This window comes from Spirulina sp. LEGE 11439 (assembly GCF_059821285.1).
Genome location: NZ_JCAMRX010000008.1, coordinates 124215 through 147296 on the forward strand (window position 1 = coordinate 124215; position 23082 = coordinate 147296).

A 23082-nucleotide genomic window follows, 5' to 3' on the forward strand; every position below is an offset into this window, starting at 1 on the left:
GGAAGCAAGCGACTTTCGGGAAATAAATCAACAGCCATTAATAAACGCAACCAATTTTTCCAATTCAAAATTCAAAATTCAGAATTCAAAAAAACCGGAGCTATTTTGAATTGTTCCTGTTTCGTTTGGTTTTAACGACAATCGAAGCTAGAATTTTAATGAGTTCTTCTGATTCATTCAAAAGAGGAAGCAAGCGACTTTCGGGAAATAAATCAACAGCCATTAATAAACGCAACCAATATCGAGTTTCCCTCGCCTCCTTGAGGGCAATTTCCAACTTATGAACAAAATCCGCCGAACTTTGGGCAGCTTGAGACTCTTCCACATTAGCCCCAATCGAAGTCCCCGAACGGATGAGCTGTTTAGAAAGCGTTCTTGCTACCCCCGGTTTTTCATCCAAAACCTTACAGAGACTAACAACCCGCACCGCAAAATCAAACGTCCTATCTGTAATTGGTGTCAAAACAATTCAAAATTCAAAATTATCAATTCAAAATTATAAGCTCTTGCTCAAGTTAGAGGCTTAAAATAAAGAAAATCTTTTTTATCTTTTTCATTCTCAAGAACGAGGCTTGAATCCTGATTAGGAGCAATTTTGCATTTTGAATTCTGAATTTTGAATTCCGACGTGCGATCCTCCCGGCGAATCGATCGCAACTCCCGAAAGCGAAACCGTCCCGATAATAACTGCTGCTGAATCAAAGGTTTTTTCTCGTGCCACCACCGCCGAAGCTGCCAAATATCCGCATTAAAATGATAATGGTCGCGGCTTTGGCAAAGCCAAATAAAAGCGCGATCGATCGTTTCATCCGAAGCAATTTTGGTGATTAAATTGGACATGGTAATAGATCGACACCAAGTTTTCAGAGGCGATCGCACTTAGGAGGAATGGGTCATGCGATCGACACCGAGTTTAAAGAGGCGATCTCGGTGGGTATGTGGCGCGTTACACTGTTGCTAACACGCCCTACGGGTAATAGCGATCGCCTTTAGGGGAAATTGGGTTTGGGAAAGTTGGTGAATTTTTTCCTCATTAACCGAAACCTTCGTGCGGTTTGTTTCTCAGTCTACTTCCGCCAGCAGAACGAATAGTTTCATTATACGAAATTAGATATTTAGACCTCTCCAAAAATTCGCTGAAATAGGGCTGAAACACCTATTTTGCCGTACCAAAATCAGGTTTCCAAGAGAGGTCTTTTAAAAGTACCAGTAATTCATCTAAGATAATGGGTGTGGTTTCCCTTTCAAAAAATGGTATCAGAAAGTTTTCCTAATACTCGTCACCGCCGCTTACTGATTACAGGAGGCGCCGGATTTATTGGCTCGAATTTTACTCATCATTGGTGTAAGAATTACCCTAACGATCGCGTCGTCGTTCTCGATGCGCTGACCTATGCGGGAAATCCTCAGAATTTGGCTGACTTAAAGACACGAGAAAACTTTCATTTTATCAAAGGAAATATCTGCGATCGCGCTCTCGTTGATGAACTTCTTAAAACAGAAAAAATTGAAACTATTGTTCATTTTGCTGCCGAGTCTCACGTCGATCGCTCGATTTTAGCACCCGATGCCTTCATTCAAACCAATCTTATCGGCACATTTACCCTCCTCGAAGCCTTTCGCCGCCATTTTCCTCGCATTGCGAATAACTCCCCTTTATTTCTTCACGTTTCCACCGACGAAGTTTACGGCAGCTTAAACCCAGACGAGCCGCCATTCACCGAAACCACACCTTATGCTCCCAATAGTCCTTATTCTGCTTCTAAAGCCGGCAGCGATCATTTAGCGCGATCGTACTTTCACACCTACCAAATTCCGACAATTATTACCAATTGTTCCAACAATTATGGGGCATATCATTTCCCCGAAAAATTAATTCCTTTAATGTGTATTAATATCCTATTAGGAAAACCCTTACCTGTTTATGGAGACGGTCAAAATGTACGTGATTGGCTCTACGTCCTCGATCATTGTCGTGCCTTAGAAACCGTTATTCATCGCGGCAAACCGGGAGAAATGTATAATATTGGCGGCAATAACGAAGTGAAAAATCTCGATCTCGTGAAAATGCTCTGCACGATTGTCGATGAATTAGATCCCGATATTCCCGTGCGTCCGTCCCAGCAGTTAATTACTTTTGTCAAAGATAGACCCGGCCACGATCGCCGCTATGCGATCGATGCCACCAAAATCAAAACCGAACTGGGTTGGACTCCCTCTGTCACTGTCAAAGAAGGACTAAGAAAAACCGTACAGTGGTATCTCAATAATCGCCATTGGTGGCAACCCTTACTATCAGAAGAATATCAAGCCTACTATCAGCAACTCTATGGAAACTTAGTCATTTAATTAAGAATTGGTGACTGGTGACTGGTGACTGGTGACTGGTGACTGTTAAAATATGAAGGTTTATGAAGTTTTTTTGAGCTAATCCATGTTTTTCCGATCTTTTTTCTCTCGCCTTTTTGCACTGGTGCTAGTCGCTGCGATCGCCTTGACGGGGTGTTCTAGTGCTTCTCTCATCTCGGGCAACTATCGTGAAGATACTTTAACCACAATTGAAAACCTCAGCGAACTGATCGAGCTTTCTGGAAAAGAAGAGAATTTTTCTGAAGCAGTTGCCTCGGGACGCAGCCTGATTAATGATTATGCTTCTCGCTATCGCCGCGACAGTCGCGTTTCGGGACTACGATCGTTTACCACCATGCAAACCGCATTGAACAATCTGGCTGGGTTTTACGGTACCTACGGCATTCGTCCCCTGACGAGTAAATTAAACAAGCGCCTCAAACAAGAATTCAAAGAAGTTGAATTCACGCTCAAGCGCGGATTCTAAGCCAAATTAGCGACTATTCCGCCCCCCAACTCTCGATTCTTTCATTGATAATTGAGGTCGGGAGACGACGAGGAAATCTCGCCATGTCCAACCGACCTGTTGATAATTGCTCATTGAAAAGAACGATGTCAAGTTCTCAAATACCTATCCGATCGTCTTTTTGGCGCAAAATCGTCTCTGGAATTGCTATCGGGGCGACGGCGATCGCTCAATTGGGTTTACCTGGTGCGGCGATCGCCCAAAGTGGGGCCTATTGTCGGGCAACTCCAGACGCGATCGCTCAAAAAGAGCTTTTACGCCAACGTGCCACCAATGGGGACGGCGATGCCAAAATTGAATATCAAGCCTTTATTAAGGCTCAAGGCGATCGCCTCGCCCAATGTCGCCGCCAAACTTGGCCGCGCACTCAAGCGATCTGGTTGCGAGTGCATCCTTGCGATGCCCGTCCGGGGGAACTCGATAAGGTTCTCGACCACATCGTCAATAAGGGCTATAACGAGGTTTACGTGGAAGTCTTCTATGATTCCCGCGTACTGCTTCCCGCTGCCGATAATCCCACCCCGTGGATCTCCGTCGTCCAATCTCGAGGGGCAGAAAATGTAGACCTCTTAGCCGATACCATCCAAAAAGGACGACAGCGCGGCTTAAAGGTCTATGCCTGGTTGTTTACCATGAATTTCGGCTATGCTTACGGCGTGCGCCCCGATCGCCAAAATGCCCTCGCACGCAACGGTCGCGGCCAAGATAGCACGGCGATCGTCCCTGATGGTTCTCAAGTCTTTATCGATCCCTACAACCGTCAGGCGCAAATCGACTACTATCAACTCTTGCAGTCTGTTCTCAAACGCCGCCCCGATGGGGTACTCTTCGACTATATTCGCTATCCGAGAGGCTCGGGCACCGGCTCTGTGGCCAGTAACGTGCGAGATTTATGGATTTATGGAGAAGCCTCTCAACAAACACTTTTGCAACGAGCCAAAAACAATCAAGGACGAGAACTCATTCAACAGTTCTTGCGTCAGGGTCGCATCACTTCAGGAGACGTAAGTGCCGTTCGCCGTCGCTATCCCAATGAAGGTAGCCCTCAATGGCAAAATCGGCGCTCGAGCAACCTGCAAGCAGAATTGTGGAAGTTAACCGTCGCTCACGCTGCCCAAGGAGTTTTAGAATTTCTCAAGTTCTCGACCAATACTATCTCGCGGCAGAACCTTCCCGCCGGAGCCGTCTTTTTCCCCAGTGCCAATAAACCCGTGGGAAATGGGGGATTTGACTCGCGCTTGCAACCTTGGGATAGTTTTTCCCCGAGTTTAGAATGGCACGCGATGGCTTATTCGATCTGCGGCAATAGTGCAGATTGTATCGTGGCGGAAGTTCGTCGGGTGTTAAACCGTGCCAATGCTCAAACTCGCGTAGTTCCTGCCCTCGCTGGAGTCTGGGGAGAAAATTATCAAGGTCACATTTCTCTCGAAGCCCAAATGCAGGCGTTACGCCAACAAGTGCCGCAATTACAAGCGGTGAGCCATTTTGCCTATTCTTGGCAGGAACGGGAAAGCGATCGCCAGCGTAAGTTTTGCGAACTATAGCCAAATTCAACAAGCGCGTTTATCTTTGAGGTCTAATCTTCTTGTTAGCCCTTAAAGATAAACTTTTCTTATGTCTCAAAAATCTTTGCCGATTAACTTTCGCTTTCAATATGTCAACCAGTCGGGAAATGCGATGGGTTGGGGAGCAAAAAAAGCATCTCTCACTGAAGAAACTATTCAACTTAAAGATAGTTCCTTAAGTTACAAGGCAATTTTGGATAGCACCTGTCGCGATCGCCGCATGGTTCTGACTCTCGATCCCCTTGAAGTCAGGGATTCGGAAGTTTCTCAGCATATTATTAACAAGAATCTCTTGATTTTGGACATTACTCAAGCCAAGCCTATCGACTTAGAAAGAGTCATCGATCGCATTAGTTCTCGCTATATCGCCGAACGACATGGGGAACAACTCGAAAGAGAAGGGAAGGGACGGGAATTTCGCGTCGTGACTTGTCCTCATTGCGATGCAACCGTCGATGTTTCTTTGCTCAATCAAACGCCTTATGTTTATTGTCGGTATTGCGAAACAATTTTTCAAGAACGAGGAACACTAAAAACGATTGGCGAACAATATCGCTTATGCGATGAATGCGGCTGGTTCGATCGCGTCCAAGGTTACACAGAATTCTATTTTTATTTTCTTTTGGTGATTTACGGATTTCGCTGGCAGAGGCGGCATCTCTGCGATACTTGCGTCAATGGTTTATTTTGGAAAATGTTAGCGATCAATTTCATCTTTATTTTGGGAATTTTCCCGACAATTTGGCTGAAAATTCAATCGTTAAAAGGACGCGATCGAGATTTAAAAGAACTCGCCAAAGCCAATTCTTTAGGTAAGCATGGCAAATATCAAGAAGCGGAAGCGATTTATACTCGCTTATTCGAGCGCTATCCTCATCATCCCGGACTATTACTCAGCCAAGGATTCGGGCATTTAAAAGGTCAAGATGGTACTGGGGCTTGGCATAAATTCCAAAAATCCCTACAAGGTTGCAGTAATTATGCCCCAACGATTCGCACGATGAATCGCATTCAAGAAGCTGCTGCTCAGACTTCTCAGCAAAAATGATGCGTTGGGAATGGCGTTATGCGATTGCCTCAGAGCCGAGACAAGTCATGCCTTGTCTCGACGGGGTTTTACTTCACGATCGCAAAACAAGGGGCAAATTTACAGTAAAACAAGTTCCTTGCTCTAATACGCTTGAAACTGAAATATCGCCCCCATGAGTGCGAGCAATTTCTCTGGCGATCGCCAAACCCAAGCCAGCTCCGGTTAATTGAGAAGCACTATCTTGATAAGAGCGAGCGCGATCGGCTTGCCAAAAACGCTCAAAAATGCGATCGCAATCTTCAGCAGCAATCCCAATTCCCGTATCTTCAACGCAAACCAAAATTTCTCCTTCTTCTCGCTTCGCACTTATTATAAGTTTACCCTGTTCTGGTGTATAGCGAAGAGCATTTTCTAATAAATTAACAAATAGGCGGAAAAGTTGGGTTTCATCTCCCAAAACCTCTAAGTTTGCGGCAAAATCTTCTCTTAAATTGAGTTCTTTTTCTACGATTATTGATTCATAAAGAATCAATAAATTTTGTAATAATTCAGTTAAGTTAATCACTTTTTTGGGGAGTTGAATATCGCGATCCAAGCGTGCCAACATCAGTAAATCTTCTGTGAGACGGGTAAGCTGATTGCTGGCACTGGCGATCGCGCCAAATTTCTCTAAATCTCCTGCTCGCATTCCTTGAGGATATTTTAAAGCCACGGCTGCATTAGTTTTAATTGCCATTAAAGGGCTTCGTAATTCGTGGGACGCATCGGCGGTAAATTGTTGCAAGCGCTGATAGCTTTCTTCAATTGGTTTCATGGCTTTTCGGGTTAACAATAACCCTCCGATACCACTCAATCCTAATGCGATCGCAAAGCCAATTCCCAATCCCCAATCTAAATTTTCCACAGTTTTTTCTAAATCATCTAAATCTCGGGCAACGCGCATATAAGCGATCGCTTCTCCTTCTTCAAGAATAGGAAGAACTATAATTTTGAGAGATTCGGGAAATAATATTGTTTGGACGGGTTGCTTGCGATCGAGAGTTGATTGTAAGCGATTGTCGCCAATCTGAGCGAGTAATTTACTGTTGCGATCGAACCATTGAATCGTGGTTTGTTGAGGGATGCTAACACCACTTAAAGCCCCATTATAACTCGCTTCGATTTCCTCTAGCCCGTCTTCTTCTTGCAGTTCCTCCGCTGCTAATTGTGCTAGTGCCGTGAGTTCTCGCACGAGGCGATCGTGTAAGCTTCTCGAAAAGGTTAAACGAATGGCGATCGTAAATATAACTAAAATAACTGCAAGAACGATTAAATAATAAGTAATTAATTGTAAGCGAATTTTAGAAAACATGAACTTTTGCTTGGATACAATAAGTTGGGAGCGAGGAAGAAAAACCCAATATGCGATCTTGTCTATATTGGGTTCTCTCTTTTTTTAAGTTAAATCTTAATCGTTAAACCACCATCGACAACGAGGTTATGCCCCGTAATATAAGAGGCTTCCTCAGAGGCAAGAAATAGAACGGCATTAGCAACTTCTTCGGGAGTTCCTTGACGTGCTAAAGGAATGCTGACATCTAAAGAAGATTCATCTAAAGGCGTGAGTTCGTAAATCGGATCGTTAAAAGGTGTATCGATCCAACCCGGCGAAACACTATTGACGCGAATGCCATCTTTCGCGTACTCTACGGCTAATTGTCGCGTCAGGTTAATGAGTCCTCCTTTGGTTGTATCGTAAGCAATTAAATCCGGTTCTCCCATCATTCCCGAAATGGAAGCCGTAATGACGATCGCGCCGCCGCCTGCTTCTTTAATAATGGGAATACCAGATTTAACGCAGAAATAAGGCCCGGTTAAATTCACCGCAAGAGTTTGATGCCAATGTTCCTCTGCAGGGGTTTCAGCAGAGCCGATAATTAACACTCCAGCATTGCAATGTAAAATATCAATTTTACTGAATGCGGCAAGGGCTTGTTCGTACATTTTTTGCACTTGTTGGCGATTGCTAATATCGACTGTAATTGCGATCGCTTCTCCTCCGCGATCGCGAATTTCAGCCGCCTGTTTTTCGGAACCTTCTGCATTAATATCCGCGATGGCAACTTTAGCACCTTCTCGAGCGAAAAGTTTTGCTGTTGCCGCACCAATACCTGAAGCCGATCCCGTAATCAGGGCGACTTTATTCTCTAAACGTCCCATAAAAACCGATCCTAATATTTAAGATTATATTTCGAGTTTCTATTTTGGTCTAGTTTTCGCGATCGCGCAACATGCACTGAAAGAAAAGCGATCGGAAAAGTAAGTTGAGTTGCACTCTCTCCACTCAACTTACTGCCAGTTTAAGGATTGACTTTTTGCCCAGCTTCAGGAGGTAAAGTTTTAAAAGGTAAACCATCAAACTTCTCGCTTTCAGCCACTTTCCAAAATGCCGTCACGAAAGTCACAATAAACACCAGAAAAATACTGGAAAGCATGACGATATACTTGTGCATTGAGCGCGGGGATTTACGATTCATCTTGTTTGGATCGTTAACATTTTGCACGATTTTAATCTCCTACGAAAAAACAACGATTAATTAGTCAGAGCAAACAAAAATAGTATTTTGCTTACTCTCAAATGAAACTATTTTGGCATTAAAGGTAAATAAGGAAATAAAGGATGCCAATTCATAACAGTCGCTGCAACTAAGAAGAAAAACAAGCAAAAGAAAATCGTTCTGAATTTAACTTGTTTCTTTTGCCAAAGCACGCTCAAAATTGCCCAAGTTACCAGCCAACCGATCAGCATTATGGTTTGTTTGCCAGAATAGCTACCAATTTCACCATAAACTTCATCAGGATTCTTACTGCCCGGAATCCAATCCCCCAAACTCCAAACAATCGTATTCCATGCTTTAAAAATTGAGGTCAAATGTTGGTTGACCATTAATAAAAAGCAACTAAAAGAAGCACTCACGAGAGCCGCCGCCGCCGTACCGGAAAGAGAGGGAGGATTTTGCGATCCTGCTGCTAAAAAGCGAGGAAATTGTTTGAGAATATTCCAAGTTTTGCTATAAATTGGCAGGCTTTCTGTCGATTGTTTCATCATGTTCGATTCTCCTACATAAAATCAATGATTTTTGATGCACTCAGAAAACTATTTGTTTTCATTTTTCACTGTTCGTTGATAACTGTTTAAAGTGCGTGCATTCTTGCTACATTTAAACCGCTAACAAAGCCGCCCATTGCAAAGAACATCATGGCGATTAAAGCAATGCAAGTTCCTACTAAAACCGTGCGATTCGATCGCTCTAAAATTGAGTCGCCATATCTCCAGAGAATCCACGTACAAGCAGCCCCCAAAGGCAGTGTAAATAAGACGGTAAATTCGTGATATTCCATGAAAAGATAATGCACCAAAGGCGTATTTTCTCGCAGCCAAGCCCGAGCGCCACCAACGGGTGCGCGGTAACGCATATATGCCCAATTGCCCGAAGCGATCGCTAAAAAAGATAACACTGTCGCCCAAAATGTTAGGGTTCGCATTTGCGGGAGAACTTTATGAGATCCTCGCAATAAAGGAAATGCTAAATGTCCCGCATAAGCGATTACAATGACGGCTAACATGGCAGCCATGCCGTGAATGCTACCCATCCAACGCTGCCAAGGACTGGGGCTGAGAATGTTAACTAAAGGCAGAAAAATAAATAATCCTGCCGAAAGAATTGCTAGTCCGTAAATACAAACCGTAGCAATGTGAATGGTTTTTGGCAATTCCGTCGCAGTGGGGGAATTTGTTTCCATTTCTCCATCGTACATTTTCATCAATCTCCAGAATTTGTGATAATTGCCCTGTTTTCGGAAGTTCATTAACTTCACTCAAACAAAAAAATGTCAAGAAGTTGACAAGATAAAATCAAAAACTTGACAAGTTCTTCCATGGAGCGATCCTTTTATTCAAAAATCTATCACTCGATATCAACTCAAATTGCTTATTTTTCACTCTCAAAAAATCGATCGCCCTTCGTGTGTCAATTAATCAATTCTACTGTCGCTGAAGCAAGCTAGAAACGATCGCTTATCTCAACACTGTCATTTTAGTCATTAATCGCTCTAAAACTTGCTTTAATACCATTGCTGTCCAGTCGATATCTTCTCGTGTCGTTTCTTTCCCCAAAGAGAAACGAATTCCCGCTAATGCCATGGCATCATCGTATCCCATTGCCTTTAAAATTGGGCTAGGAGTGAGTTTGCCGCTATGACAAGCCGATCCAGCACTCATAGCAATACCGGCGAGGTTCATCTGACGCACGATCGCTTTTCCGGTCACTTCTCCGGCGAGGGGAGTCGTCAAACAAAAACTAACATGATGAGGCAAACGATGTAAGCGATCGCCTGTCGAGACTAAATAAGGACAGTCTGCGAATAGGTCAAAAAGGCGATCGCGCAACTCTCTGAGTCGAGATCTCTCTATTTCCAGTTCTTGGATGGCCAATTTTGCTGCCACGCCAAAACCAGCAATCGGTGCGATCGCTTGAGTCCCCGAGCGCAACCCTCCTTCTTGTCCTCCTCCCAGTAACAAGGGCAGTAAATTAGCATCCCGACTGACAAATAATGCTCCGATCCCTTGGGGTCCGTAGAGTTTATGACTTGATAGGGACAGGAGATCGACCCCCAAACGCTGTACGTCTAAGGGTAAGCGTCCCGCCACTTGTACCGCATCAGTATGAAATAATACACCGCGATCGCGGGCAATACGGGCGAGATTTTCAATGGGTTGTAGGGTTCCAACTTCGCTTTGACCGTAAATCATTGAAATGAGAACGGTGTTGTGTTGTATGCTGGCTTGTAATGTATCGGGATCGATTCTTCCTTGACGATTCACGGCAAGGCGAGTGACCTGCCAGCCCCATTGTTCTAGCAATTTTACCGGTTCTGCGATCGCGGAATGTTCGACGCTAGAAATAATTAAATGTTGGGGTTGACGATATTGTCGAGTCACGCCAAAAATCGCTAAATTATTGGCTTCGGTTCCCCCTGATGTAAACGCGATTGTATCGGGATCGGGCGCATTAATCAAGTTAGCAACATGAAATCGTGCCTCCTCGAGGCTCAAAGCTGCTCTTTCCCCCCAAGTATGCAAACTCGCAGCATTTCCCCATTGAGTTGCTGCTACTTGTTGAATTTTCGCGGTTACTTCTTGACGTTGGGGAGTTGTTGCGCTGTAATCGAGATAAATTTGCATAATGTTCAGAAAAAGAGATGCCTGCTCTCAATTAATCATTGCTCACTGTTCATTATTTTCACCCCCCCGGTTTACAGACATTGTAATCTTCATGAGAAATTACTGCTTCCGGTACGAGTAGATTACCGCAATCGCGACAGATCAGGCGATAGTTACGAGTGACGGGAATGCTGATAATAAAGCGATCGTGACGCAGGCGCTTGCCTCGAAATTGGCGATAATCTTGTTGTTCTTGAATGCTCGTGATAATTTGTCTGGCTTTTACGACAACATTTTTAGGCAGATCCGTCAGATCGATCAGATCGTGAGCAAAAGTTGCTTCCCACTTTTGCTTTTCTTGTTTCTTTTTTTCCCGATCTTCGTCTTTTTGAGCGCATCTGTGGCAAATTTGTCCGTAGCCTTTGTGACCGCAGGGAAAGAGTTTTTTTCGTCTAGCCATGATTCTTTATAAATCTTGCTCGACTGTGATGCTGTAACCAATGCCATAACAATTGTATGGGCGATCGCATAAACGATCGCGTTACTGCAATACTGCAAGATGGCGATGGTATTTTGTAGAAACTGCCTGCGACAACGGCAATCTCAAACGCGATCGCGTTGCGGATTGAGGTTGAGAGAGCAGCAATAAGAACTTTACTTTAAGTAGATTTCCTCATTCTACGATACCAAGGGAACTTTGCGCTACCCTCATAGTGCGTCCTTTTCTTGACGAAAGGGAGAGGTTGAAAGTCAAAACTTAGAGATAGTCTAAAAATGATTTAGGGACAATATTTAACTCTCCAGACAAACAGCGATCGCATTGAATCCAAATTGCTCGTTTCTGACGCTTCCCTTCTTGAAAGATAATCTCTTCGCGTTGGTAAAATTGAGTATCAGCAAAGTCGCAGCGATAGAGTTGTAAGATTTCATGTTTGGGCTTGCCATTGAATACGAACAAATTTTCCAAACATCCCAAATAGTGAATATTTGTTAAATCGGCTTGCAATTCTTCTTGAAACTCTCTCTGCAAAGCTTCTAAACTGGTTTCGCCAAAATCAACACCCCCTCCCAAGGCGCGATAAAACCGTTCATTTTTAACGCGATCGTAGCCCTCAGACAGAAAAATGCGATCGCGATCGCGAATCAATCCTAATGCCAAAACCCGAATTTTACCTGCTTTACTCATTTAATTTTCTGAGACATCAAAAACAGCGCGATCGTTTTGTTGCAACGGCCAATCTGCATTCTCTCCACCAATAATTAGCTGTTGAATATCGACATATTCTTGACTCAAGCGAAGGAGGGCATTAATTAATACATCAAGGGCGATCGCATCGCTGGTTCCGAGATCGAACCAACATCGCCCCCAAGTTCCTAGATATTCAAATTCTCCCATATTGTGCATGAGTGCCATGAGGGAATCATCTGAAGATTCTGAGCGATATTCTAAATAACTGACTTCAACTCCAGTGTCAGTCACTTGTAGATTTTCAGCATTAAATCCACCTAATTTTCCCAAATAAAACCAAGAGTCAAAAACTTCCTCAATATACTGTTGTTCCATCGGAGAAGGAGTCGTTGAAAACTGCAACCAAATCCATAAATCAAATGGATTGAACTCTCTAAATTGAATTTTCATAATCAGTTATTAGTGACTTAACGATCGGTTATTCGTTATCGATTACTCGATAGCTCGTTCCATTCAGATGCAGCGTCTTCTAGTGCTTGTTCGATGCTTTTTTCTCCTAACATGGCAGCTTGTAAGTTACTATAAATCACCTTTTGTAGTGCTTTGAGATTATCCATTGCTGGAATTAAAACTTCAGCTTTGTTTAATTGTTTTGCTCCTACTTGGGAGGCGCGATCGAGCGGAGAGAGAGCGGTTTTTTCGTTCAATTCGCGAATATATTCTTGTACTGAATCTTGGGTTGACGGTAATACATTAGCCTCTTTCGCAAAGGCTAATTGATTGGTGGAATTAGTCACAAATAAAGCAAACTTAAGGGCATCTTCTGGATTATCCGTATCTCGAGGGATGACCAAATTCATTACCGCAACATTTTTTTGTTCCGTTTCTCCTGTCACTTGCGGCGCAACATCGGAAACTTTAGCAACATCAGGAGCATTCTTTTCAATAGTGGGAAAAAATTGCGCTCCCGTTGCTAATAAAGCTGTTTCTCCTCCTTGGTAGAGTTCGATCGCATAGCGATGTCCTTGGGTTAAGACTTCAGGAGGAAGGAGTTCTTTTTGATAGAGATCTACCCAATATTGAAACGCGGCTTGACCTTCCGGGGTATTAAACGCCGCTTTCCCTTCGTCATCGAGCAAACGCACTCCCATTTTGACCAAAGATTCTAAAATCTCTCCGGAATCTTCGGGAACGAAACTCACAAAAAATCCATACTTTCCTGTTTTTGCCTTCACTTTCTTGGCTAAATCTGCTAATTCCACATAAGTACCGGGAGGTTTGTCTAGTCCAGCCTCTTGCAAAAGAGCTTGATTGTAAACAATAATTTGAGTAGTTAAGTACCACGGAATGCCAAAACTTTTGTCCTTGAGGGTACTCGCCTGCCAGATATTGGGAAGATATCGCGATCGCTCTTCGGTGGAAATAGCGCGATCAAGGTCAAACCAAGCATTGCGACTTGCCAATTGCGACGCAAAAACAGGATTGAGATTGACCACATCAGGAGCCGTTTTCGCCGAAACTGCCGTGAGAATTTTACTCTCCATCGCACTCCAAGGTACATCGACCCAGCGTACTGTCACCCCCGGATTTTCTGCCTCAAATTCAACAATCAGATTGTTAAAATAGTTATTGAACTTCGGCTGCAATTGCATCGTCCAAAATTCGATTTCCCCCGTGTCATCCGCCACAGGACGCGACCCACAGCTAACAGACAGGCTCAATAACAACCCCGCGAGAAGAGATAGACCCAAAGGAAATGGCTTCATTTATTCATGAATAATGAACAAGGAATAATTATCAATGAACAATGCACAAATATCAACTCAATAGCGTAAAGATTTCCTTTCTGCTTTGTACAAAGGCGATCGCCAAGCACGGATAAATTAGGGGAATGAGATACAAATAATCGAGGCGATCAAATGCCTCGATTTGGGTTATTTTGGGTTAGGGGACGTTAGCAATTATCATTTCTTACTGAATGATCGAGCATAGTAGTGTGAAAAAGAATAACCTTACTCAAATCAATCGCTAAATCTTATGTCACTAAAGTTAATATCACTCAAATTAGCTTTGCTCTAGATTTAAGAAAAACTGAAGAAAGAGAAATCTTCTATTTTCTTCTCCAACTCAGCGATCGCGCATTTTTGGACAGTTACTGAAGGGTTAATATTGATTTGCGTTAAACTCGATGTATTCTCTATCTCAGTTGGCAAATGCAAAGATTTTTTATTGCGATCGCAGGTTTCTCAAGCATTCTCTTTTTTCTCGGCTGTGCTTCCGATCCTGATGCGATCGACGCTTCTGCGGAGAAATCTGACAATCCTTCGGTTGAAGAATCTACACCCCCTCATACTGCATCTCGCCAACAAGTTATTACTCAAAATACGGCTTTAATTTCTCCAAATGGGATGGGAAAAGTTGAATTCGGCATGACTTTGAGAGAAGTAAAAGAAGTTTTAGGGGAAGAAGTCGAATATATTATCGAATCACCTTATATTGTCGATTTTGATGCGATCGCCGTGCGTCAAGATGGAGAAGTTTTATTTTATATTATTCACCTTGCCGAACAACCGTTACAAGATGGGGATTTAGTAACAATGTTACAAACCAATAATCCAAATTTCAAAACCGAAGAAGGTGTTTATGCCGGAATGCTAATTCAAGATGCAGAAAAAATTTACGGAAAAGCAAATTTATTCACCAGTGAACTTGAATCTCGAGAATCGGTTAGTTTCCAAAATCAACCCGAAAAACGCATTCATTTTGGGACATTAGGTGGCGGTGCGCCTGCCGATCGAAATGTAAGCGAGTATTCGGGAATTTATCCAGATCCCAATGCTCTACCTCGAGAAACAAAAGAATACAGAGAAGATGCTATGATTCAACATATTTCAGTTACCTGCGATCTCGATATTTGTTGGGAGTATGAAGAAAACTGAACAGGGGTGTTAAGTTTAACACCCCCTATCGATCGCTTTTTTAACTAGATTCCTCCACAAAATCCAAAGATGCAGAATTCATGCAATATCTTTGTCCAGTGGGTTTGGGACCATCATTAAAAACATGACCCAAATGAGCATCACAAACTGCACAAAGTACCTCAGTTCGAGTCATAAATAAACTGCGATCGCTTTCATAACTGACATTTTCTTCTGATACGGGAGAATGAAAACTCGGCCATCCCGTCCCAGAATCGTATTTTGTTTCGGAACTAAATAATTCTGTGCTGCAACAAATACATTTATAAGTTCCAGACTTTTTATTATCGTGATATTTCCCCGTAAATGCACGTTCCGTTCCTTTTTTACGAGTCACTTTAAATTGTTCTGGGGAAAGCTGTTGCTTCCACTCAGCTTCTGTTTTTTGGATTTTCTCAACCATTGTGCTAAATCAGTGAACAGTTATCAGTAAACAGTGAATGTTTAGTTTATTTTACCGTTTTTTGCATTCTTTGACGATTATCACTCATTAACTCCTTTCTTCTCGAACAAAAATACGCGATCTCGTTCGTAATTCAAGGTGAATTCTGGTGAAGTTTTCAGGTGTTCCACCATTTTCGCAGCCAGTTCCGAATTACTATTCCAGCCGGGATGAGTAACATTAATTAAAACTGTATCAAATTGAGTTGGATCTCGTTCTTCGTTCTCCACAATTAATTTTAGCAGAGAGCGATGACTCAAATGAGGAGCAATCTGAGCAGAAGTTAATAAGCTTTTCTCATTTTGAACGAGAGCAATTGCTTCTCGGGTTGCTTGCCAAGTCTCCAAAGTATGCAAGTATCGAGTCCCAAAATAACCAAATTTAGCAAGAGCGATAAAAGCAATTAAACTCCAAATCAACATCGCTTTCGGTGTTTTCAAATAACTTTTTCCTGCAGCCAGAGAAGCGATCGTACAAAGCATGAGGAATGGAAAAATCGGCAATGAATATTGATGGAGTAAATCTTTGTGGGGAGTGTAATCAGTCAGTAAATTCAAGGCAAAATCTGGAATAGCTGCAATAAGGGGTTGTAAATGAAAAACAGAAAGTCCCCAAAGAATCGGAGAAAGTAACAAGAGGAGATATTCTAAATTAGCTGAGGTAAAAAGAGATTTCAGTACGAGATGAGGCTTCAGGAAGAGATTAAGCAAAATCTCCGGAATGGAGTCACCAAAAACAGCATAACGTCCTAATGCTTCCACGCCTTCAGGACGAAAAGTGGGGATAATCACTTGAGTCGCAAAGATTAACCAAAAAATACCTAAAAGTAAAGCGATCGCACCACACCATCGTCGCTTCTCACAAAAAAGCAACCAGAGTCCCATCCCGATCGCTGTGAGGGATAAAGCCGCACGACAACCTAAAATCAAAATAATTGCGATCGCAAACCAGCCAACTTTACCCCGTCTCGCGGCTAAAACCGCCCCAAAAATCAGAGGAATGGCTAAAACTGAGGGATGAAAATCGAATAGATTGACGTTAAAAATGAGAGGATAGAGGAGATAGACCCAAACGACTGCGCTACTCTGCCTTTCCGTTAATCCTGCATCCTTGGCGAGATACCAGAGGGGTAAAGCTGCAAGAGAAAGCGCGATCGCTTGGATGGCAAATAACCAATGAACGTCAGGATAAAGTTTGTAGGGCAATGCCAATAAGTATAAAATCCAATCGGCATGACTGCCTAAAAAATGATAGTCAATAAGAGAAACGATCGCGGGTTTTCCTTGACTGATTAAATAAATCGCTTGATCGAAATGGCTGAGGTCATAAGCTGTCGAATGGAACAGGGCATGGCGTACACTACTACAGGCGAATAAGATCGAACTTGCTAGGGCGATCGGCACGATGAGAGGATGGGAAAGAATATGAGACGAGAGCGATCGCTCTTTTCCTTGGCTCTCACCATCTTCTGTTGACCTCCAATTTTGCATTCTTGTAATGAATCTCAGCAAACTACACAAAAAGTTGCAACAATTTAAACAATTTATCAAGACTGAGAGAGAATATCTAGGCGATGCCCAAAATACACCGTTTCAGTTTCTCGCATTCTGTTTCGCATTCTGTTGTGTCGCTATCTTAACTTTTCTTCCCTTTGGCAACATTCTCCGGATTATTTCTTCAACGGGTACAAATGTTGTTTCTAACGACTTGGCTTATTATACGTCCGCGATCGACCAATTTTTGAGTGGGACTTATAATTTTACCCATCTTTTTAATGATAGTTTTTCGGGCAGCCATATTATGGCATTGCCGTTATTCGTGCGTTTAATCGCTGCTTATTTCTCCCATTGGAATATTTATTGGGAAATCGGCGTTGGCATATTTTTGTTTGTTTGTCAACTCTTTTTCCTTCACGATTCATTAACAAAATTTTCACCCTATTCTCGACTGAAATGGTTGCTCTTACCATTACTCTCTTGTTTAATTTTTTCAACCGTTCATATTAATATTTTTACCTTTGGTGAAACCAGTTTAGCTTTAGGATTTGTTGGTTTTGGGGTGAGTTTTGGCATTTGGGGACTGACAACATTTCTCGATCGCTGGCTGGGTATTTTCAGCTTAGGAATTGGCGGTATTATTGCAGCTTGGTCTTGGGGGGTTGGGATAATGTTTTTACCGGTCTCTTTTTTGGGTTTATTTTTATTTGGCGATCGCCATATTGTCCGTTATCTCTTTTTATGTTTGACTTCCTCCATTGCTTTATCTCCTTATATTTATCATTTACTGGTTCGAGGAGGCGGAAATAGCCAGATTTTAACCTTATTCAATTTTCCGCTTTTTATTAAAGCAATTGGATTGCCTTTCGGGTTAGGCAAACAGATTTTAATTGGTATTGGTTTTTATGGAACAGGTGCGATCGGTTTTGTTTTTCTCCTGATTGTTTTTCTCCTGATTGGGGTCCGGCGATCGCAGAAATTTATTAAATCGGCAACCCCAGCATTAATGATTTTATCTTTTGCACTTTTAAGTCTTTGGCAAATCACAACATTTCGCGACGATCTCGCCCCTTGGTATGTTACCCCATTTATGAATTTTTGGCTGGGAATTTTAGGTTTAGCTTATGTTCTTTATCTCAATCCAAAAGTAGGAATTACAGGAAACAATAAATTTTTGCATATCTTTGCTACAGCGCGATCGGCAAAAATCTATAGCTCAGTTATTTTCTTTGCTTTAACTTATTTTTATGTAATGTCTGGAATTACCTACCAAGACAAAACTTTTTATTTGTCGTCAAGGATTCCGGCTGCCGCCGCTTGTTTGCAAAACTATAGAACTGCACCCACATATTGTGAAGAGCATTTATTTCAAGCAGGTTATGGTGATTTTACCTCTATTCAAAAACTGGCCAATCCTTTAGAAAAACATCAATTATCTGTGTTCTCTCCTCAACAAACTCGGACGCTCCAAGGAGACTTTATTTTAGATACCGTTCGCTTGAAAGATAATCCCGATCGCAATCTAATTTACTGGAGTTCAGATTGGAATAAAAATATCAGGTCTTGGCGAGATTATCAACATCTAAACTTAATAATTCCAGATTCTAGCGAAGTTGAATGGACGATTGAGATTCCTAAAAATACGCAAAAGGCAGAATTTTATACTGCGATCTCAGCCCAAAATTCGCGATCGCAACCCGTTACCTTTACGATCGAGATCGAGACAGAAAATGGACTCCAGACTGACAAGATCGTTAAAACATTGAAACGCGATCGGCGATCGTGGTATCCTCTTTCTATCCCCTTAACTCAATATATCGGACAAACCATCTCTTTGCATTTACAAGTCAGGGCAAGCAAGAATCATTCAGAGGCTTTGGGAATATATCGCTATCCTTTTATCGATCTGACATTGAACTCGAAAATAAATGCAGATCGAAAGATTGAAATTCTCCCGACAAATACAGACTTATCTCCTGTATTTCCAGCCAAAACTAGCAAAGATTTTCAATTTGACTTGCGCGATCGCAATCTTTGGAAAATTGCAGGATTGGAAATTCCCGATCCTGCAATTCTCTCAAACTCAAAATGGATTGTAGGTTCATTCCCTCCTAGTTTAGAATATAATGCACCTTTAAATCTCTGTTGGGCAGATTACGCCTATTTTTCTGTCAATATGGTAGTTTCTCCCGCGATTTATCCCCAAACTTTGAAAATTGATTATCGTTTGAGCGATCGCGAAACTTTTCATAAAGATGATTATTTTAAAATCCCTTTAATTGCCGATGGTCAAATGCACAGCTATACTTATAAAATCAGATTACTGAATTTGGAAAAAGAAGCGCATCTGGCGGGAATTAAAATTAATCCTTTTGTCGTTCATGATATTCTCCAAACGGGAGAACAAAAAGAAGAGAATTGGGTCAATATTACCGATCTTCGCTTTCTACACCGAGCAGGAAAAACCTTTTGCAACTAAATACAATCGCTTATGAAAATTCAACCGACTCGCATTCCAGAAGTATTATTAATTATCCCCAAGGTATTTGAGGATGAGCGCGGCTTTTTTTATGAGAGTTACAATCAAAGAGAATTTACGGAACTCACTGGACTTTCTCCTATTTTTTTACAGGATAATCATTCGCGATCGCTACGCCATACATTGAGAGGACTTCACTATCAAATCCAACAACCTCAAGGCAAATTAGTGCGCGTCATTGCTGGAAAAATTTTTGATGTTGCTGTGGATCTCCGCCAAGACTCACCCACATTCGGACAGTGGATGGGATGTGTTCTCAGTTCGGAAAATCGCCATCAACTTTGGATTCCTGTTGGTTTTGCTCACGGTTTTCTCGTCCTGTCTGAATCAGCAGAAGTCCTCTATAAAACAACAGATTATTATGCTCCACAACACGAACGCTGTCTTCTGTGGAATGATGAAAATTTAGCGATCGATTGGTCTCTTGACGAACATCCTATTTTATCCAAAAAAGACAAACAAGGAACGCCTTTCAAAGATGCCGATTTATTTACTTGATTCGCGTCTCTTCTCTCTTTTTTTAGATTTATGAATTCATCCATTCTTTTATTTGGCAATACCGGACAATTGGGACGAGAAGTGCAGCAGCAATTAGAGTCACAACAACAAAATTATGTTGCATTAAGCCGCGATCGCTGTAACTTTACTCAACCCGACAGCATTCGAGACGCAATTTCGACTTACCGGCCTAGTATTATTATTAATTGTGCGGCTTATACAGCAGTAGATAAAGCCGAAAGCGATCGCGATATCGCTGAAATGGTCAATGGCACATCATTAGGAGTTATGGCACGAGAAGCTACAAAAATCAATGCTTTTCTCCTGCATATTTCTACAGATTATGTTTTTGATGGGACTAAGAATATGCCTTATGAAGAAAGCGATCGCGTCAATCCGATTAATACCTACGGTGACTCTAAATTATTGGGGGAAAAAGAAATCCAAGAGAATTGCGATCGCTTTCTCATCTTGAGAACCAGTTGGGTTTATGGAGTCTATGGCAAAAGCAATTTTGTTAAAACGATGCTGCGATTAGGTGCTGAAAGAAAAGAAATTTGCGTGGTTGCCGACCAAATTGGTAGTCCCACTTGGACGGGAGATTTAGCGAACATTATAACACAAATTCATCCCAATTTAACAGGAATTTACCATTATAGTAGTAGTGGGATTTGCAGTTGGTACGATTTTGCTGTTGCTATTTTTGCAGAAGCAAAATTACTAAATTTCCCCCTTAAAATCGAAAAAATTATCCCGATTACAACGGTTGAATATCCGACTGCGGCAAAACGGCCGACTTATTCCGTGCTTTCGTCTCATAAAATTTCTTCTAATCTAGAAACTATTCCCCCTCATTGGCAATATAGCTTGCGAAAAATGCTGCAACAACTCAAAAAAACTGAGGAACATCAAGAAAAATAAAATAATATTTAAGATTATTAACGACTCAACACCCATTCTAGAATCAAGAAACTTATGGCTATACTGAGAGTAATGAGCGAAATAATCCAACTAAAGAGATCGATCCGGTAAGAGTTTCTTTTTTCTTCAGCTTTTTCTTGACCATAACCCCGCAAAATCATCGCTTGGTAAACTCGCTGCGATCGCTCGTAACTTCGGATGAGTAAAATTCCCGTGAGTTGTGCCAATATTTGTAAATTTTTGCGAGTCAAGCGATCGCGTTGAAATCCTCGTAACTGCATCGCCCTTTGCATTTTAATTCGCATCTCTTGCAACTCTTGTAAATACCGATAGGCCAGCAATGCCATATCGACAATTAAAGTCGGAACGCCGAGCGATCGCATCGCCTTTAAACTCTCCCCTAATGGTGCAGTGCCAAACAAGAGCAAACTTATCGTGAGAATAGATAAAAATCTGACCAGAATTAGTGTTAATGCTTCGCATCCCTCTTGTTTGACACTCAACCAACCCCATTGCCATAACACCGTTTCTCCTGCTCCAAAAGGCAAAAAGAAGACCATTGCAGCAATAAAAAAACCGGGATAGCGCAACCGAGTCAACCAAAAGACAAAAGGCAGTCGAGACAACAGATATAAACCTGCCGTTATTGCAACCATCAATGGCAGTAATAACAAATGACTGACAAAAGCAAAAGCAAAAATTAAAGTCAATAATGAAACCAATTTAGAACGCTGTTCCCATCGGTGAATCGGTGACTTTAAGCCGGCATAGCGATCGAGATTCACTTTATTTTGTTATTGATAGTTGGTTATGGGTTATTTGTTCATTGATAATTGTTCATTGCTCATTGAAAAGCGGATTGGGTTGAGGCTCTAAGATCGATTGGACGGGGACGATCGCAATATAGGGAGACAATAAAGCCTCATCAACCCAACCAGAATAATAACGAACCTCAGTTTTGCCTCTCGTTAATTCTAGTAAATCCAGATCCCCCCGCATTACTGCCACATCGGGCGGTCTTTGCTGATTCAATCCTGCTTGTCCGATACCCAAGGCACCACCTCCGACAAGATTTAAGGAAACGCCATCAAATCCACGTTGGAAACGCCGGCCATTCCAATGCCATTCCGCTCCCGGCCAGTATAGCGGTGCTAAATATTCTCGTGTTGTTTCACCCCACTGAGACCAAGTTGTTTTGCCTCCGACAACCGAAGTCGTAAACCCTTCTTCATAAGCCACCTCATAACGTCCGGCTGCATTATCCTCGTAAGCGAGAGGCGATCGCCACAGGACTTCAACCCGATCGGCTGCGAGGGTCAGGGCGGGTTTTTGGGCAGCCAAGCGATGGTACAAAGTTACGCCACCATTGGCCAGATCGGCCATAACCGCAAAGCGCCAACACTGCCAGAGATCCGATCGCGCAACTTCTTGCCAAGGGAGCGAACAAATACCATTTCCCGTTCCCACCCATAATGCGGCCCCATCAATCCATAATTTTGTAGGAATTGCACCAATGAGAGGACTATTACGAAGGTGATAAGTGGTTACAGTGTCAGAGTCAAGATCGTAAGACACTAAACCCATGCCGGGAAGATAAGGATTCCCTTCCCCCGATGTCTGCGTTGTCAGCCAAATTTTTGCGTTTTCCGGCTGCGATGCGATCGCCATATCCGTAATAATCTGACCTTTAATGCTGTCGGGTTGTTTGAGTTCGATCTTTTGGCTTTGCGGATCGTAAAGCACTAACGTCGCAATACCCGTGAATCCTTCTCCTTGGGGTGCAGAAATCGCAAAGAGCAAGCGATCGCCGTCAGGAATGGCGATCGCAAAATCGGGATAAGCTAAATCGACCCCTAACTTAGCCTTTTGAATATCTGCGCGGGTGTAGAGAGTGGTGACAATGGGTTCCGTTGCCTCGGGGGGAATTAATTCGAGAACGGCTTTTTCCGATCGCCGTCCTGAAGTAAAATCCGGGTCTAATACAGCGCGATATTGATAAGTTTGCCCTTGTAAGGTCACAGTTTGATAAGACACTTCTCCCTCAAAGAGCAAATCGGCAGGATCGAAAGTTCCCTTTTCTACCGTCCAGCTTTCGGTATCCCGACAGAAAATAAAGTCATAGTTCAAACTTTGAAAGCGAAGAAACGCTTCATTGGCGGCAATATTTTTAATTTGGAAATCAAAACGATTGAGAGAATCTCGTTCGAGGGGATCGACCAAAGCCGGAGGAGATTCCGGAGGAGCAGGACAAGTCGCCGTATTGCCCCCCGGAAGATTATTTTCAGCCTGCCGATCGCAAGCCCCCAGCAAGCTAACGAAGAATAACAGCGCAATTGTTCGTTTCAT

At 42.5% G+C, this 23082-nt stretch carries 24 protein-coding genes; 8 read left to right on the plus strand and 16 right to left on the minus strand.

The annotated features are described in order from the left end of the window. Positions 1 to 100: 100 nt before the first annotated feature. Both AC6RV6_RS08325 and AC6RV6_RS08330 read right to left on the minus strand, forming a co-directional pair. A complete protein-coding gene (locus AC6RV6_RS08325) occupies positions 101 to 463 on the minus strand; it encodes a four helix bundle protein (protein WP_500240357.1) in 363 nt (120 codons plus the stop codon). 47 nt (positions 464 to 510) lie between these two features. After that, positions 511 to 840: a hypothetical protein gene (locus AC6RV6_RS08330; RefSeq protein ID WP_500240358.1), complete on the minus strand. Its 330-nt coding sequence runs from the start codon at positions 838 to 840 to the stop codon at positions 511 to 513. A gap of 411 nt (positions 841 to 1251) precedes the next feature. On the opposite strand from AC6RV6_RS08330, the gene rfbB reads away from it, so the two are divergent. The 4 genes from rfbB (at position 1252) to AC6RV6_RS08350 (ending at position 5488) form a co-directional block, all read left to right on the plus strand. Further along, positions 1252 to 2349, plus strand: coding sequence for a dTDP-glucose 4,6-dehydratase (gene rfbB / locus AC6RV6_RS08335; protein ID WP_500240359.1), 1098 nt, complete (start codon positions 1252 to 1254; stop codon positions 2347 to 2349). An 85-nt stretch (positions 2350 to 2434) separates the two neighbouring features. After that, entirely contained in the window at positions 2435 to 2836 is a 402-nt protein-coding gene (gene psb27, locus AC6RV6_RS08340) for a photosystem II protein Psb27 (RefSeq protein WP_500240360.1), read from the plus strand. A 125-nt stretch (positions 2837 to 2961) separates the two neighbouring features. Continuing rightward, positions 2962 to 4419 (plus strand): family 10 glycosylhydrolase, encoded by a 1458-nt coding sequence (locus AC6RV6_RS08345; protein ID WP_500240361.1) that lies wholly within the window; start codon positions 2962 to 2964, stop codon positions 4417 to 4419. 70 nt (positions 4420 to 4489) lie between these two features. Continuing rightward, the gene (locus AC6RV6_RS08350; protein WP_500240363.1) at positions 4490 to 5488 is read left to right on the plus strand and encodes a tetratricopeptide repeat protein; all 999 of its coding nucleotides are present in this window, start codon (positions 4490 to 4492) and stop codon (positions 5486 to 5488) included. A gap of 73 nt (positions 5489 to 5561) precedes the next feature. On the opposite strand, the gene AC6RV6_RS08355 is transcribed toward AC6RV6_RS08350, so the two are convergent. The 10 genes from AC6RV6_RS08355 to AC6RV6_RS08400 form a co-directional block, all read right to left on the minus strand. Next, a complete protein-coding gene (locus tag AC6RV6_RS08355; protein ID WP_500240365.1) occupies positions 5562 to 6821 on the minus strand; it encodes a sensor histidine kinase in 1260 nt (419 codons plus the stop codon). Between the two features lie 89 nt (positions 6822 to 6910). Beyond that, positions 6911 to 7669: an SDR family NAD(P)-dependent oxidoreductase gene (locus AC6RV6_RS08360; protein WP_500240366.1), complete on the minus strand. Its 759-nt coding sequence runs from the start codon at positions 7667 to 7669 to the stop codon at positions 6911 to 6913. A 140-nt stretch (positions 7670 to 7809) separates the two neighbouring features. Continuing rightward, positions 7810 to 7986 carry a hypothetical protein gene (locus AC6RV6_RS08365; RefSeq protein ID WP_500240368.1) on the minus strand — a complete coding sequence of 59 codons (177 nt, stop codon included), beginning with the start codon at positions 7984 to 7986 and terminating at the stop codon, positions 7810 to 7812. A 107-nt stretch (positions 7987 to 8093) separates the two neighbouring features. Beyond that, entirely contained in the window at positions 8094 to 8555 is a 462-nt protein-coding gene (locus AC6RV6_RS08370; RefSeq protein WP_500240423.1) for a hypothetical protein, read from the minus strand. Positions 8556 to 8644: 89 nt separating this feature from the next. Then, positions 8645 to 9253: a hypothetical protein gene (locus AC6RV6_RS08375; RefSeq protein WP_500240424.1), complete on the minus strand. Its 609-nt coding sequence runs from the start codon at positions 9251 to 9253 to the stop codon at positions 8645 to 8647. Between the two features lie 274 nt (positions 9254 to 9527). Beyond that, the gene (locus tag AC6RV6_RS08380; protein WP_500240370.1) at positions 9528 to 10694 is read right to left on the minus strand and encodes a cysteine desulfurase family protein; all 1167 of its coding nucleotides are present in this window, start codon (positions 10692 to 10694) and stop codon (positions 9528 to 9530) included. A gap of 58 nt (positions 10695 to 10752) precedes the next feature. Beyond that, the gene (locus AC6RV6_RS08385; protein WP_500240372.1) at positions 10753 to 11133 is read right to left on the minus strand and encodes a DUF7682 family zinc-binding protein; all 381 of its coding nucleotides are present in this window, start codon (positions 11131 to 11133) and stop codon (positions 10753 to 10755) included. 297 nt (positions 11134 to 11430) lie between these two features. Then, positions 11431 to 11859 carry an NUDIX hydrolase gene (locus tag AC6RV6_RS08390; RefSeq protein WP_500240374.1) on the minus strand — a complete coding sequence of 143 codons (429 nt, stop codon included), beginning with the start codon at positions 11857 to 11859 and terminating at the stop codon, positions 11431 to 11433. Then, the gene (locus AC6RV6_RS08395) at positions 11860 to 12312 is read right to left on the minus strand and encodes a DUF3531 family protein (protein ID WP_500240376.1); all 453 of its coding nucleotides are present in this window, start codon (positions 12310 to 12312) and stop codon (positions 11860 to 11862) included. A 35-nt stretch (positions 12313 to 12347) separates the two neighbouring features. After that, the gene (locus AC6RV6_RS08400; RefSeq protein ID WP_500240377.1) at positions 12348 to 13628 is read right to left on the minus strand and encodes an ABC transporter substrate-binding protein; all 1281 of its coding nucleotides are present in this window, start codon (positions 13626 to 13628) and stop codon (positions 12348 to 12350) included. A 447-nt stretch (positions 13629 to 14075) separates the two neighbouring features. Here AC6RV6_RS08400 and AC6RV6_RS08405 point away from each other — a divergent pair, with 447 nt between their 5' ends. After that, positions 14076 to 14801, plus strand: a complete 726-nt coding sequence (locus tag AC6RV6_RS08405; RefSeq protein ID WP_500240378.1) for a hypothetical protein — start codon at positions 14076 to 14078, stop codon at positions 14799 to 14801. Between the two features lie 40 nt (positions 14802 to 14841). Here the strand turns inward: AC6RV6_RS08405 and msrB are convergent, their stop codons facing one another. Both msrB and AC6RV6_RS08415 read right to left on the minus strand, forming a co-directional pair. Then, entirely contained in the window at positions 14842 to 15243 is a 402-nt protein-coding gene (gene msrB / locus AC6RV6_RS08410; protein ID WP_500240379.1) for a peptide-methionine (R)-S-oxide reductase MsrB, read from the minus strand. Positions 15244 to 15323: 80 nt separating this feature from the next. Beyond that, on the minus strand, positions 15324 to 16772 hold the full coding sequence (locus AC6RV6_RS08415; protein ID WP_500240381.1) for a DUF2079 domain-containing protein: 1449 nt from the start codon (positions 16770 to 16772) through the stop codon (positions 15324 to 15326). 7 nt (positions 16773 to 16779) lie between these two features. On the opposite strand from AC6RV6_RS08415, the gene AC6RV6_RS08420 reads away from it, so the two are divergent. Genes AC6RV6_RS08420 through rfbD form a run of 3 tightly spaced genes read left to right on the plus strand, consistent with a single transcriptional unit; the run spans position 16780 to position 20736 of the window. Next, entirely contained in the window at positions 16780 to 19257 is a 2478-nt protein-coding gene (locus AC6RV6_RS08420; RefSeq protein ID WP_500240383.1) for a hypothetical protein, read from the plus strand. A gap of 12 nt (positions 19258 to 19269) precedes the next feature. Further along, positions 19270 to 19815, plus strand: a complete 546-nt coding sequence (gene rfbC / locus AC6RV6_RS08425) for a dTDP-4-dehydrorhamnose 3,5-epimerase (protein ID WP_500240384.1) — start codon at positions 19270 to 19272, stop codon at positions 19813 to 19815. Between the two features lie 30 nt (positions 19816 to 19845). After that, positions 19846 to 20736 carry a dTDP-4-dehydrorhamnose reductase gene (rfbD, locus tag AC6RV6_RS08430; protein ID WP_500240385.1) on the plus strand — a complete coding sequence of 297 codons (891 nt, stop codon included), beginning with the start codon at positions 19846 to 19848 and terminating at the stop codon, positions 20734 to 20736. A gap of 17 nt (positions 20737 to 20753) precedes the next feature. Here rfbD and cbiQ read toward each other — a convergent pair whose 3' ends face one another. Together cbiQ and AC6RV6_RS08440 are read right to left on the minus strand one after the other, a co-directional pair. Continuing rightward, on the minus strand, positions 20754 to 21521 hold the full coding sequence (gene cbiQ, locus AC6RV6_RS08435; RefSeq protein WP_500240386.1) for a cobalt ECF transporter T component CbiQ: 768 nt from the start codon (positions 21519 to 21521) through the stop codon (positions 20754 to 20756). Between the two features lie 52 nt (positions 21522 to 21573). Further along, the gene (locus AC6RV6_RS08440) at positions 21574 to 23082 is read right to left on the minus strand and encodes a hypothetical protein (protein ID WP_500240387.1); all 1509 of its coding nucleotides are present in this window, start codon (positions 23080 to 23082) and stop codon (positions 21574 to 21576) included.